Here is a 15,862-nt window from a genome sequence, read left to right as displayed (position 1 = left end):
CCATCACCTCTCATCGAATGCGTCTTCGATAGCCGACATAACCGGCTTCGCTGCGTATTCGATAACCCGGCGTGAACCTGTTTTCACGTCTGCGGTAAACTCCATATAAGGGGACAGCTTGTATTGTGTGCCTCCGCGCTCTAGATAGTTTTGACTGATTTGGATTTCCGCGAGGTAGAATTCAGCGTCTTCTTCTTCATAAGAAGAACGGCTGATCGATGCAATTCGACCTTCCAAAAATCCGTATTTGGCAAAGTTGTAGGTATCCATCTTCACTTTGACCGCTTGTCCGATTTCTACAAAACCCATGTCTTTACGCGGGATCTTCGCCTCTCCATGAAGGGCGTTATTGATCGGTGCAATGTCCGCGATGCTTTCACCTGGCGGTATCACAGCGGAGCGGAAGTTGAAGTGCACTTTATCTACTACACCGTCAATAGGGGCGTAAACCACGAGGCGATCCACTTTATCTGAGTGTTGAGGACGTAATATACGTTTCAACTTTAAGTCCTTGTTTGCTTGAATGATTTGTGCTTGATACTCGGCATTACGATTCTCCACCAAGTCTCGGTACTGCTTCTCTAGTTTGTCGAGTTGGAAGCGCTCATTCATGACCGACTCATCAAGGTTTTCAATCTCACGCACCATGTTTGACTCTTGAACCTGCATATTCAGAACATCGACGTAAGACGCCATTTCCTCTTTGTACAAGGTGTTCTTAATATTGAGCTGCTTGCGTATCAAGGAGAGCTGGTTCTCGGAGCTTTTACGGCGCTTGAGCATTGAATCAATAAGCGAATTCTTATGTTGGATATCGTGAGTGATCAACTCTTCATTGGAACGGTTTTTAGAAAATTCTTGCTGCCAGGTATTCATGTTGACTTGCACTAATTCTGGGTAGTTTTCGATGTAGGCAGAAAAATCGGGTTCCACCATATCGCGCAGGCTTTCGTAACGAATCTTGTCTAGCTCTAGCTGAATGATCTCTGTGTTTACCGTATCGAGTTGAGTGTTTCTATCCAGAGAGCGAAGGCGTGCAATAGGCTGACCTTCGTAAACTACTTCGCCTTTGCGCACTAGCATTTCTTCTAGAATACCGCCTTCAAGGTGTTGCACTTTTTCGATGTCAGATTCGAGCAATAGCTCACCGCGCACCGACACCACAATGTCGATACGAGCCTGAGATGCCACGGCGATAGCCACCATGGAAAGCAAAAAGATAACCAGCAAGGTTTTGTGTACGCTGGTCATTGCACTGGCTAGCACGATTGTATCGTCTGTTGTTACCTTCGAAGCTTCGTTGTTCGAAACGAGCGCCTTTTTGAGGTGATGTTCTATTTGCTTATTACTCATGAGCCACCCCTACGATTCACTACCTGTGCGGCTATCGATTGAATTTTCGATTTTTAACAGCTGGCTAATTTGTTTGTTTACGTTGTTAAGCTCGGTTTTAACGTCCTCGATCAATTCATTAGGAGCAGGGAAATGGTGTTTGTTTAAGTGTTCAATCTTTGCCAATTTTGGTGGTAAGTCGTCATCACATAACAAGACGAGAATGGTCTTTAGTCTTTTTGAATAACATCTGAGTGCTTCAAAACGGTTTTGTTTATGCAGCATCTCAATATCAATCCCTGCGTCACTGAAATCTTGGTAAAAATCGCCTAATAGCAATTGCAGCCCTTTATGGCTGTTGTCGACTGAGCGCAACAGATTTGTCATATTTATCATTATCCCACCGCACTAATTGCTTTAATGACAACAAGTAAGGATCTTTATACTGGGTTTTCAAATTTTTTTGTTTTTATGGAACTCGAAAGGTATGAAAAAAGTTGTATAAAAAAGTTGGTTTCTAAAAATGGTGTCCTTTACTGCCTCTAAATACGATCAGTTAGCTAAAAGCAACGGAGGCTGTAATGGCAGGCGACACTAATCAAGAAAAAGACAATGAAAAGCTTAACGATGCGGTAGAGCAAACAGAAACGAAGGATACGGGGACAAAAGAAGAAAAACAGCAGTCGACCGTCTCTTCGACTGTAGCGACCGGTGCTGAAAGTGCAGATGCTGTTGATGAAGCCAATCGTGCGATGGAAGAAAATCCTAGTGGCGCGGGTACGGAAGAAGAAGCAGTGAGCTCGGGTGGCGCAGTTCAAGAAGAGGATACTGAAAGTAGCAGCGACTCTGACGCTGCACAATCCAATGTTGTTGATAGTGTAGCTTCTAGCGGAGAATCAGGTGACCAGGCTCTGGGCAGCGGTGGTTCGGATTCTGGGGCGGGTGCCCAAGCGGTCGGTGGTGGTGATGCCTCTGGCTCTGAAGGTGGTTCGGACGCAGAAGGCAATGAAGCGCAAGGACAAGCGGTACAAACTTCATCTGCGCCAAGTGCTTCTTCAGACTCTGAAGGTTCTCAAGGTGGTGACGAGCTAGATTCAGAAACCACTGAAGAGAGCTTCGCGGTGGATGTACAAGACACCAGCGAAGAAACCACGACGCAAGTAGAAGACGATTTCGACTCCGAAACTACGAGCGAAACGTTCCAAATTAAAGTCGAAGGTGAAAATGACGCGCCAGAAGTAGGGCAAGATCTGGCATACATCATGGATGAAGATGGCACTATTACCTTCACTCAAGAACAACTTCTTGGGTACGCGAGTGATGTTGATGGCGATGATCTTGCCGCATTCAACGTGCAAGTGGGGGCTAATGCATCGGTTGTGGATAATGGTGATGGCACTTATACCGTCACACCTGAAGCTGATTTTAATGGTGAACTCGACTTAACGTTTGATATCAGTGATGGTCAAGAAACCATTTCTAGCTCGATTGATTTAACTGTTCGTCCAATCAATGACGCACCAGTGCCGGAAGATAAAACCTTTGAGGTGGAAGAAGACGGCACGCTGATCTTCACCGATGCTGACCTGCTTACTGGCGCAACGGATATTGAAGGCGATAACCTCACAGTTGAAGGCGTGAGCTACGACGGTGGCGACGGCATCCTGACCGACAACGGTAACGGGACTTACACTTTTGCGCCAAATGAAAACTTCAATGGCGATGTGAGCTTCAGCTTTGATGTGTCCGACGGCACAGATACGGTTTCTGCCAACATTGATGTTAACGTTACGCCAGTTGATGATGCGCCAGTATCTGGCAATCTTGCTTACTCAGTGGATGAAGATGGCTCGATTCGTTTGAGCCAAGAACAGTTGTTGTCGCAAGCTTCTGATGCGGAAGGCGATGCACTAACGGCGTCTAACCTTTCGGTAGATGGCAATGCGACGGTGACTCAAAATGACGATGGCAGCTTCACTATCACGCCGGACGCAGATTTCAACGGTGATATCGACATCAGCTTCGATATTTCCGATGGCACGAACACCGTTCAAGCAACCGCTGATCTAACCGTTAACCCAATAAACGATTTGCCGGTTCCTCAAGACCAGCAGTTCAGCGTGGAAGAAGATGGCACGCTGATCTTTACGGACGCAGACCTGCTTGCTGGCGCAACGGATATTGAGGGCGATAACCTAACAGTTGAAGGTGTGAGTTACGATGGTGGCGACGGCATCCTGATCGACAACGGTAATGGGACTTACACTTTTGCGCCAAATGAAAATTTCAATGGTGATGTGAACTTCAGCTTTGATGTATCCGATGGCACAGATACGGTTTCTGCCAACATTGATGTAAGCGTCACACCAGTCGATGATGCGCCAGTGTCTGGCAATCTTGCTTACTCGGTGGACGAAGATGGCTCGATTCGTTTAAGCCAAGAGCAGTTGTTGTCGCAAGCTTCTGACGTGGAAGGCGATGCACTGACGGCTTCTAACCTTTCGGTAGATGGCAATGCGACGGTGACTCAAAACGACGATGGCAGCTTCACTATCACGCCAGACGCAGATTTCAATGGTGATATCGACATCAGCTTCGATATTTCCGATGGCACGAACACCGTTCAAGCAACCGCTGATCTAACCGTTAATCCAATCAACGATCTGCCGGTTCCTCAAGACCAACAATTCAGTGTGGAAGAGGACGGCACGCTGCAATTTACTGATGCGGATCTGCTTGCTGGTGCGACCGACATTGAAGGCGATGACCTTTCTGTAACGGGAATCAGCTATGAAGGCACCGATGGCGTTCTAACTGACAATGGCGATGGCACGTATAGCTTTGCGCCAAATGAGAACTTCAATGGCGATGTAAACTTCAGTTTCGACGTATCTGATGGCACAGATACGGTTTCAGCGAATGTAGATGTGAGCGTCACGCCGGTGAATGATCCTCCGGTGGCAGGCTCAACGTCTTACACGGTTCACGAAGACAACTCTATTACCATTTCTGACGCGCAGCTGTTGGCAAATTCTTCGGATTTAGAAGGGGATGTCTCGATTGATAGCGTGAGCTACTCTGGCAGCGATGGTGTGTTGCAAATCAATGGTGACGGTACGTACACCTTCTCTCCAAATGAAAACTTTAATGGTGAAGTGACGCTTGATGTTGTCGTCGCTGATGAAGAAGGCGCAACGGATGTCACCACTGCTGGCATTACAGTACTGGAAGTGAACGATCCACCAGTCGCTGGACCAACTTCTTACACTATTGATGAAGATTCAGTTCTGACGTTTAGTGAGTCGCAAGTGCTGTTGAATGCCTCTGATGTGGAAGGCGATGTAGAGCTTGTTGGCATTAGTTACGATGGGCCGGATGGCATTTTCACCGTTAACGATGATGGCACGTGCAGCTTCGCGCCAAACGAGAACTTTAACGGACAAGTTCAACTTGATGTCACCATTCGAGATGAAGATGGAGCAGAAGTTGATACCGTCATCAATGTGAATGTATTGCCAATCAATGATGCGCCAGTATCGGGTGATTTGGCTTACAGTGTTGATGAAGACGGTGCGATTACACTCAGCCAAGAGCAGCTTCTTTCTCAAGCGTCTGATATTGAGGGCGATGACCTGACTGCTAGCGATTTGACTGTTGATGGAAACGCAACCGTTACAGCGAACGATGATGGCAGCTTCACGATTACACCAGATGCGGACTTTAATGGTGACATTGATATCCAATTCAACATTACGGACGGCACAGACACTATCCAAGCAACGGCAGATCTAACGGTTAATCCGGTTAATGATCTTCCTGTTCCTCAAGACCAGCAGTTTAGTGTTGAAGAAGACGGCACGCTTCAGTTTACTGACGCAGACCTGCTTGCAGGGGCGACCGACATCGATGGCGATAACTTAACGGTTGATGGCATTAGCTACACAGGCAGCGATGGTGTGCTGACTGACCACGGCGATGGTACTTACACCTTTGCACCAAACGAAAACTTCAACGGCGATGTCAGCTTTAGCTTTGGTGTTTCTGACGGCACTGAGACCGTACCTGCCAATGTGGATGTGAGCGTCACTCCAGTGAACGATCCTCCGGTTGCGGGTTCTACGTCTTACACGGTTGATGAAGATAATGCGATTACGATTTCCGACGAGCAGCTTCTGGCTAACTCTTCGGATGTGGAAGGCGCAGTGTCTATCGATAGCGTGACCTATTCAGGCACCGATGGCGTATTCCAAGACAACGGTGACGGCACTTACACCTTCATGCCGAATGAGAACTTCAGTGGTGATATCAGCCTTGATGTGATTGTGGCGGATGAGCAAGGTGCGATTGACGAAACGACCGCAGGCATTACGGTCATTGAAGTGAATGATCCTCCAGTTGCCGGTCCAACATCTTACACGATTGATGAAGATTCAGTACTGACATTCAGTGAGTCACAAATTCTTGCCAACGCATCTGATATCGAGGGCGATGTAGAGCTTGTTGGCATCAGCTATGAAGGCTCGGATGGTATCTTTACCGTCAATGGCGATGGTACTTGTAGCTTTGCGCCAAACGAGAACTTCAATGGTCAAGTTCAGTTGGATGTGACCATTCAAGATGAGAATGGGGCAACCGTTGATACGCACATCAATGTCGATGTATTACCAATCAACGATCCACCAGTATCGGGCGATTTGGCTTACACCATCAACGAAGACAGCTCAATTACGCTAAGCCAAGAGCAGTTGCTTACCAAAGCGGGCGATATTGATAGCGAGAACCTTGAAGCCATCAATCTATCGACAGATGACAACGCGACAATTCAATATAACGATGATGGCAGCTACACCATCACACCGGATGAAAACTACAACGGCGATCTAGACCTGACCTTCGATATCATTGATAACGATGGTGGCTCGGTACAAGTTGGTCTGGATATTACGGTTAATCCTGTGAATGACTTGCCACAAGCGCAAGATCAACAGTTCACGGTAGAAGAAGATGGCACCTTGCTGTTCACGGATGCAGACCTATTGGAAGGCGCATCGGATATTGATGGCGATGATCTGTCTATCGAAAACGTTCTCTACACAGGTGCGGATGGTGTGCTTACCGACAATGGCGATGGCACTTACAGCTTCGCGCCGAATGAGAACTTCAACGGTGATGTTCAGTTCACATTCGATGTGTCTGACGGCACAGGCTCAACACCTGCATTTATTGATGTCAGCGTGACACCAGTGAACGATCCACCGGTGGCAGGTTCTACGTCTTACACGGTTCAAGAAGATGGTCAAATCACCATTAGTGACGAGCAGTTGTTAGCCAACTCTTCTGATGTGGAAGGCGACGTAGCCTTGGCGAATGTTAGCTACTCTGGTAACGACGGTAGCTTCGTGGACAATGGCGACGGCACATATACCTTTACGCCAAATGAGAACTTTGACGGTAACATTTCGCTCGACGTTACAGTTATCGACCAAGATGGTGCAACGGATACGACAACCGCAGGCATCGATGTTATCGCGGTGAACGACGCACCTGAAACATCAGGCATTCAAGCTGAAGTGGATGAAGATAACGCCATCACCATCACGCAAGAACAGTTGCTTGCGAATGCGACAGACATTGAAGGTGATGACCTTGTTGCCAGCAATCTGCAAACCAATGACCCAGATGCGACGATCGTAGCCAACGACGATGGTTCATTCACGATTACGCATACGGAAAACTTTAACGGTGAGTTGGACTTCACTTACAACATCAGCGATGGCGAAAATGATGTTCTGACCACGTTGGATCTGACCGTTAACCCTGTCAACGATGCGCCAGAAGCGGGCGACGAGATCTTTATTCAAGCGGAAGAAGACCAAACCGTGGGTGTTTCTCTGCGTGAAGAGCCTGCGTTACGTCTCGACCAAGCCCCTGAAAACGGCATCATTGAAGCGAATCTAAATGACGAATGGGTACAGCTAGAAGTCGGGCAAGAGGTGCCTGCAGATACGGAAGTGCGCTTCATTCCAAATGATGATGCATTGGCGAACGGTACGCACACGAGTCAAATTGGTACTTTTGATGACAACGCTAGCCTCGATGATTGGGGTACTGCTGTTGACCCTTACACACGTGAGTTTGTTGATGGTGATTTGAAAGTTACCGTTCAAAGTAATGATGACCCACTCGGTGCGTGGAATGGTAAAACACACATCGGTCACGGTATTGGCGATACTGACCGCCAAGGCTTGAGTGGTGATGAAAAACTGACTGTGACCGTTGAAGGTCAAGACATCAACGAAATCAGCTTCCACCTAGATGGTCTAGGCGGCTGGTTTATGGAAGAGTCTCGCCACTTTACCGAAGTCGAAATTCGTGCATTCAACTCCGATGGTGACTTGATCGACTCGATGACTTACCACAAAGAAGATCGTGGTAGCTATGAGACGGATTACACCCTAACGGTGAACGAGCCAGTGTCTTACTTTGAGCTAGGAACAATTCAAGGTAACGGTACTTACGTGGTTCAAAACATGACGGTATCGCAAACTTGTCATGATGAAGCAGTGTTCACATCTATTGGCGTGGACGGCACGGAAATCACGGAGACGGTAGAACTGAATATCCGAGAAGGTGACAGTGAAATCGAACTGACCGCTGACTTGCCAAATGTGACCATCGATACCGAAGGTTCTACGCAGTTTGCCTCTGTGGTAATTACAGAAGATCAGCTTTTAGCACAAGCGAGTGATATCGATAGTGATGTCCTTGATATTCAAAACCTAGAGCTGGTGGGGGATAACGCGGAGCACGCTACGTTAACCGACAACGGCGATGGTACATGGACAGTCACACCGGATGAGAACTTCTATGGTGAGATTGAGCTTGGTTACCAAGTTACGGATGGTGAGCTAACCGACGACAACATCATCAACATCAACTTCGAAGCAGTAAACGATGCGCCAATCGTTTCTGGTCCGATTGTGTTGTCGACTGATGAGGATGTGGGCATTACGTTTAGCGCGGACGATCTGCTTGCCAATGCTAGTGACGTGGAAGGCGATGCGCTGTCTATCTCTGATATCTCTTACAGCGGTGATAACGGTGAGCTTGTCGACAATGGCGACGGCACTTACACCTTTATGCCGAATGAAAACTTCAATGGTGAAGTCGACATTGATTACAAAGTCTTCGATGGCACCGATGAAGTCGACACCCATCTAGATCTGACCGTTATTCCAGTCAATGATGTGCCAGTTCCTGGTGCGCCGCTGCATACTCAAATGCTAGAAAACGGCACCATCATCATCGAAGCAAAAGACCTACTATCAGGTGCGACCGATGTGGATGGCGACATTCTGCATATCGAGAATCTACTGCTTGTTGACCAGTCACAAGGTACGTTGACAGACAACGGCGACAACACCTTTACCTTCGAGCCAACTTCGAACTTCTACGGTGAAGTGAACTTGACCTTCGACATCAGCGATGGTCAAGCAAGTGCACCAAGCACTGCGAAGATCGATGTTGAGATCGTCAACGAAGGTCCAGAGGTTAGCGGTCCAGTTGATGCGGTCGTTGATGAAGATGGCTCAATTACCATCACTCAAGAAGACTTGTTAGCGAACGCGACGGACGTGGATGGTGACAACCTTGAAGCGGTGAACCTATCGACCAACGATCCTAATGCAACTATCGTTGAGAACGCTGATGGTAGCTTTACGATTACACCGAGCGAAAACTTCTTTGGTGAAATCGAATTTACTTATGACGTAACTGACGCGATTGAAACCGTCGCTGCGGCTCTAAACCTCACCGTTAACCCAGTGAACGACCTGCCAGATGTGCCTGATTTGTCCTTCACCACAGAAGACGGTGAAGCGATCACTATTACTGAAGCAGAGCTGCTGGCTCAAGCGACGGACATCGAAGGCGATGACCTGTCTGTTGTTAACGTGACGAGTTTAAGCGACACGGTTCAAGTGACAGACAATGGCGATGGCACTTACACATTAACGCCAGAGCAGGGCTTCTTTGGTAATGTTGACCTCACGTTTGATGTGAGCGATGGCACCGATGTGGTGGCGGCAAACATCGACTTGAAAGTTGAGTTCGTCAACGACGCACCAGAAGCAGCGCCAATCGTGGCAGACGTGGACGAGGATGGATCTATCCTCGTGACACAAGAAATGCTGCTTGAAAACGCCAGCGATCAAGATGGTGATGACCTGTACGCAACGGCATTAGAAACCAATGATCCTAATGCCTCTATCGTGGATAACGGTGACGGCACCTTTACCGTTACGCCTTCACAACATTTCAATGGGGACATAGAGTTTAATTATGAAGTAAGCGACGGTGAATTGAGTGTTGCCAATGAAATGACATTGACGGTGAACCCAGTCAATGACATTCCAATTGTTGCGCCTGGCATGTACCACATTGAAGAGGATGGCAGCATCCTGTTCACGCAAGAAGATCTGCTAAGTGGTGCGATTGATATTGATGGTGATGACCTCACTGTTACCAGCATTAATTACTCGGGTGATGAAGGTACTGTAACGGACAACGGTGACGGTACATTTAGCTTCGTACCAGAAGAGCACTTCAGTGGTGACTTGCAGTTCAGCTTTACGGTTTCTGACGGTACTGATGAAGTTGAGCAAGACATTAATGTCCATATCGAAGCCGTGGCAGATGCGCCAGACCTAGTCATCACTGATGGCGATGGTCGAAACGTGGATGATCAAGCAATCTTGGTTGAGCCAGGCGGTATTGTTGAAGTGAACATCGCCGCTGCATTGGTTGACCAAGACTTGTCAGAAACGCTGACGGTGACCGTGGATGGTGTCCCAGAAGGTTCGGTGATCAGCTACGACAACGAAGGGGTACTTAACGATCAAGACAACGGTATCACCAGTTTTAACGATACTGAAATCACGGTTACCTTTGAAGGTGAAACCGCGGGTTACCAAAACGCAGCTGGCTATTACAAAGTTGATGAAGACGGCAATATCACGGGCGTTGAAGTGGTGTACGAAAACGCCTCTCAAGTTGGCGGAGGCGGTGACCTCATTCCGGGACAAGATCAGTTCAGCTTCCAAATCTCGGAAGGGGAAAGCTTCAACCTATTCTTGATTCCTAACGGTCATAACTTCAATGACTTTGCGTCCATGCAAGATGGTCAGTATGAGTTCCGTGCGGCAGATGGCTCTCCTGCGAACATGGATACGGTCGACCCACAACTCGTGTTTGTGGGTGCTGATGGTTCTGAAACCGTGATTCAAAGCCAATTTGGTGATGCAGTCTTCCATGGCGGCACAAGCTCAGAGCTCAACCAAGATGGCATTGAACATACTCGAACTACTGTGAACGAAGACGGTGAACTGGTTTACGGCTTTGAAGATCTCTACGGTGGCGGCGATGCCGATTATAGTGACTTCAACTTCACCATTGATGTAGGTGAAGTGAACAGCCAGATCTACAGCGGTGAAGTAACAGTCGGTCCAGATGGTTATGTAACGCTTCCAACCACAGCAATTGAACAAGAGCTACAGATTCAATTGCCAGAAGACTTTAACCAACAGCTAGAAATCAATGTAACGGCAACGGCGACAGAGCTATCAAATAATGATTCTGAAACCGTTTCTCAAACCATCTACGTCAATGCAACGGGTGCTCACATTGAACATACGCCTGAAGCATTGCCTGTTTCTGCTGTGGTTGAAGAAGATGGTTCAATCCTAATCACGCAAGAAGATTTGCTCGCTAATGCGCGTGACTTGGATGGAGACCAACTGACAGCACTGAACTTGGCAACGGATGATGAAAACATCACCATCACAGACAATGGTGACGGTACTTACACCTTAACGCCAGATGCGGACTTTAATGGTGACATCACCTTTACGTTCGATGTGTCTGACGGCGATGATGTTGTCTCAACCAACCTTGAGTTATTGGTGTCACCAGTTAACGATGCGCCTGAACCACAAGATCAAGCGTTCACCATTGGTGAAGATGGTGTGCTGACCTTTACTGATGCGGATCTCCTAACAGGCGCTACCGATATTGAAGGGGATGACTTATCTGTTGAGGGCGTCACTTACACAGGCGCGGACGGTGTTCTTACTGACAATGGTGATGGCACATATAGCTTCGCACCAAACGAGAACTTTAATGGCGACGTGAACTTCACTTTCGATGTTTCCGATGGCACGGATACCGTGACGGCGAATATCGACGTAAGCGTGACGCCGGAGAACGATCCACCGGTTGCAGGCAGCACGGCTTACACCGTTCATGAAGACAATTCGATTACCATTAGTAACGAACAGCTGTTGGCTAACTCGTCTGATATAGAAGGCGAAGTGGCGATTGATAGCGTGAGCTACAGCGGTAACGATGGCGTGCTGGAAATCAACGGTGATGGTACGTACACCTTCTCACCAAACGAAAACTTCAGCGGCGAGGTGAGCCTAGATGTTGTCGTTGTCGATGAAGATGGTGCAACGGACTCGACCACTGCAGGCATTACTGTGATTGAGGTAAATGACCCACCAATCGCAGGTCCTACCGCATACACTATCGATGAAGACCAAGTTCTAACCTTCAGTGAATCGCAAGTGCTACTGAATGCTTCGGATGTTGAAGGGGATGTTGAGCTAGTAGGCATCAGCTACGACGGTCCAGATGGCATCTTCTCAGTAAACGGTGATGGTACTTGTAGCTTTGCACCGAATGAAAACTTCAACGGTCAAGTACAGTTGGATGTGACCATTCGCGATGAAGATGGCGCAGAGGTTGATACTTACATCACAGTCGATGTCTTACCAATCAATGATGCACCTGTATCTGGTAACTTGGCTTACAGTGTCGATGAAGACAATTCAATTACGCTAAGCCAAGAACAGCTTCTTGCTCAAGCATCGGATGTAGAAGGCGACGCGCTAACCGCGACTAACCTAGTGGTTGACGGTGATGCAACGGTTACGGCAAACGACGATGGCAGCTTTACCATTACGCCTGACGCGAACTTCAATGGCGACATTGATATCACGTTCGATATCAATGATGGCGGCGATACTATCGTTGCAACGGCGGACCTAACGGTTAACCCAGTTAATGACTTGCCGCAGCCGGAAGATCAAGCGTTCACCATTGGTGAAGATGGCGTGTTGACCTTCACTGATCAAGACCTGTTGGATGGTGCAACGGATATCGATGGCGATGACCTATCGGTTGAAGGCGTGACTTACACAGGTGCAGACGGTGTCCTAACCGATAACGGTGATGGTACCTACAGCTTTGCTCCAAACGAGAACTTCAATGGTGATGTGAACTTTACCTTCGATGTTTCTGATGGCACGGACACCGTGACCGCGAATATCGATGTGAGTGTGACGCCAGAGAATGATCCACCAGTGGCAGGCAGCACGTCTTACACAGTGCATGAAGATAACTCGATCACCATCAGTGATGAACAGCTACTAGCGAACTCATCGGACATTGAAGGCGAAGTAGCAATCGACAGCGTCAGCTACAGCGGCGCAGATGGCGTGTTCCAAGACAATGGTGATGGTACTTACACCTTCTCGCCAAACGAGAACTTCAATGGTGAAGTGAGCCTAGATGTTGTCGTAGTAGATGAAGACGGTGCGACGGACTCAACCACCGCTGGCATTACTGTTCTTGAGGTGAACGACCCACCAATCGCAGGCGCGACGAGCTACTCCGTTAACGAAGATGAAGTCATCACCATCAGCTCTGAGCAGCTATTGGCGAGTGCTTCTGATGTTGAAGGCGAAGTCGCGATTGATAGCGTCAGCTACAGCGGCTCTGACGGTATCTTTACTGACAACGGCGATGGCACATTCAGCTTCGCGCCAAACGAAAACTTCAACGGTGATGTCAGCCTAGATGTGGTCGTGACCGATGAAGACGGTGCAACGGTAGCAACCAATGCAAATATTGATGTATTGCCAGTCAATGATGCTCCGGTATCAGGTGATTTGGCTTACAGCGTGGATGAAGATGGCTCTATCACGCTAAGCCAAGAACAGCTTCTTGCACAAGCAGGCGACGTAGATGGCGATGACCTAACCGCGGCGAACCTCACTGTTGACGGCAATGCGACCGTTGTTGCGAATGACGATGGCAGCTTCACTATCACACCAGATGCGGACTTCAATGGCGACATTGATCTGAGCTTCGACATTACGGACGGCGATGCGACCATTCAAGCCACTGCCGATCTGACTGTGAACCCAGTGAACGACCTACCAACGGTTGGTCAACCACAGTTTGTTACGCAAGAAGACACCAGTTTCACCTTCACCGAAGAGCAACTGCTGCAAAATGCAGGTGATATCGATGGTGATAACCTAACGGTTGAGAACGTTGCTTCTGACAGTGGTACGTTAGTCGACAACGGTGACGGCACGTACACCTTCGCTCCGAATGAAAACTTCGATGGCAACGTGAACGTAACGTTTGATGTCAACGATGGAACCGTTACCGTGCCAGCAGAAGCGAACATTGATGTTCAATCTGTGGTTGATATGCCAGAGCTTTCGATTGCTTCGGACTTGGTGATTGCGTCTGATAACTTCGAGTCTGGCTCGAACGGTTGGAACGCGAACACTGAAAGCTCTCAAGGCTTCGAAACGGGCGACATGTTGGGTCGTATTGGTGGCACTGGCGGTGATGAAGCGGTCAGCAAAACCTACTTGATCCCAAGCGATGTCAACGAAGTGAATATCTCGTTTAGCTTCTACGAAATCGATTCTTGGGATGGCGAGTCGTTCCAAATCTTTGTCGGCGGTGAACAGCTAACCACCTTGGAGCACTCCGCGTTCCGTACTCAAGATGGTACGACAACGCTTTACGACTCAGATGGTAATGAAGTGGGTGAAGTGATCCACGGAGCCTCTCAACGTGAAGGCTTCAGTGGTTGGAATGACCAAGCACACCAAGTGAACTTAACCGTTCCGGTGGAAGACGGTCAGCTTCAGTTAGGCTTTGGTTCTACGCTAAACCAAAGTATTCCTGACGAGTCATTCGGCATCGACAACATTGAAATCACGGTAGCGGACGCGGATTACCAAATCATTGGTACCGAAGATACACCAGTGCCGCTTGATATCGATGCAGCATTGACCGATACCGATGGTTCAGAAAACCTCGCTATCTTGATTGAAGATGTGCCAGAAGGCAGCTCATTATCAGCGGGTGTTGATAATGGTGATGGTACTTGGTCACTACAACCAGGCGAGCTAGAAGGGCTAGAGTTTATTCCTTCTGCAGACTTCAATGGCGATGTGACGCTAACCGTGAATGCAACCTCTACGGATGTGGATACAGGTACAACAGCGACAGCGACGCAAGATGTGACGATTCATATCTCCCCAACCAATGATGCACCAGAAGTGACGGGTGACATCAGCGCAGTCACTGCCGAAGACAACAGCATTACGCTAACTCAAGAGCAGTTACTGGAGCACGCTGTTGATATTGATGGTGACGATCTGAGCGCAATCAACCTAAGCACCAATGATGAAAATGCGACGGTTGAAATGAACGAGGATGGCAGCTTCACCATTACTCCAAGCGAGAACTTCTACGGTGATATCGAGTTCACCTACGATGTGACTGACGGGGAAGAAGTGGTCGCGGCTGGTCTCGATCTAACGGTAACACCAGTCAATGATGCGCCAGAGCCACAAGATCAAGCGTTCACCGTGGGTGAGGATGGTATTCTTACCTTCACTGATGCGGACTTGTTAACAGGCGCGACGGATGTAGAAGGTGACAACCTAACAGTTGAAGGCGTGACTTACACAGGTGCAGACGGTGTCCTCACCGACAATGGTGATGGCTCATACAGCTTCGCACCGAACGAGAACTTCAATGGCGATGTGAACTTCACTTTCGATGTATCAGACGATACGGATACAACCTCTGCCAACATTGATGTGAGTGTGACGCCAGAGAACGATCCGCCAGTTGCGGGCAGCACGTCTTACACAGTACATGAAGACAACTCGATCACCATCAGTGATGAGCAACTACTGGCTAATTCGTCTGATATCGAGGGTGATGTTGCGATCAGCAGCGTGAGCTACAGCGGTAACGACGGTGTGCTAGAAATTAATGGCGATGGTACTTACACCTTCTCACCAAACGAAAACTTTACAGGCGATGTTAGCCTAGATGTTGTCGTGGTTGACGAGGACGGCGCGGTTGACACAACAACAGCGGGTATTACCGTTCTTGAGGTGAACGATCCACCAATCGCAGGCACAACCAGTTACACCATTGATGAAGATGAAGTTATCACCATCAGCGCAGAACAGTTGTTGGCAAACTCTTCCGATATTGAAGGTGAGGTAGCACTAGATAGCGTGATCTACAGTGGCAGCGAAGGTATCTTTACCGACAATGGTGATGGTACGTTTAGCTTTGCACCAAACCAAAACTTCAATGGTGAAGTGAATCTTGATGTTGTAGTCGTGGACGAAGATGGTGCGACCGC

3 protein-coding genes are annotated in these 15,862 nt (G+C 48.3%); 1 reads left to right on the top strand and 2 read right to left on the bottom strand.

Annotation, left to right across the window (positions count from 1 at the left end; translation table 11 throughout):
• Positions 1-3: 3 nt before the first annotated feature.
• Positions 4-1,353 (bottom strand): HlyD family type I secretion periplasmic adaptor subunit, encoded by a 1,350-nt coding sequence (locus tag R7Q48_RS03455; protein ID WP_053307833.1) that lies wholly within the window; start codon positions 1,351-1,353, stop codon positions 4-6.
• Positions 1,354-1,362: 9 nt separating this feature from the next.
• Positions 1,363-1,731, bottom strand: a complete 369-nt coding sequence (locus tag R7Q48_RS03450) for a hypothetical protein (protein ID WP_025998718.1) — start codon at positions 1,729-1,731, stop codon at positions 1,363-1,365.
• A gap of 182 nt (positions 1,732-1,913) precedes the next feature.
• Between R7Q48_RS03450 and R7Q48_RS03445 the strand changes: the two genes are divergently transcribed.
• On the top strand, positions 1,914-15,862 hold a 13,949-nt coding region (locus R7Q48_RS03445; protein ID WP_318132170.1), incomplete at its 3' end, for a tandem-95 repeat protein.

The organism is Vibrio sp. 378 (assembly GCF_033339435.1).
This window is presented reverse-complemented; position numbering and strand designations above follow the sequence as displayed.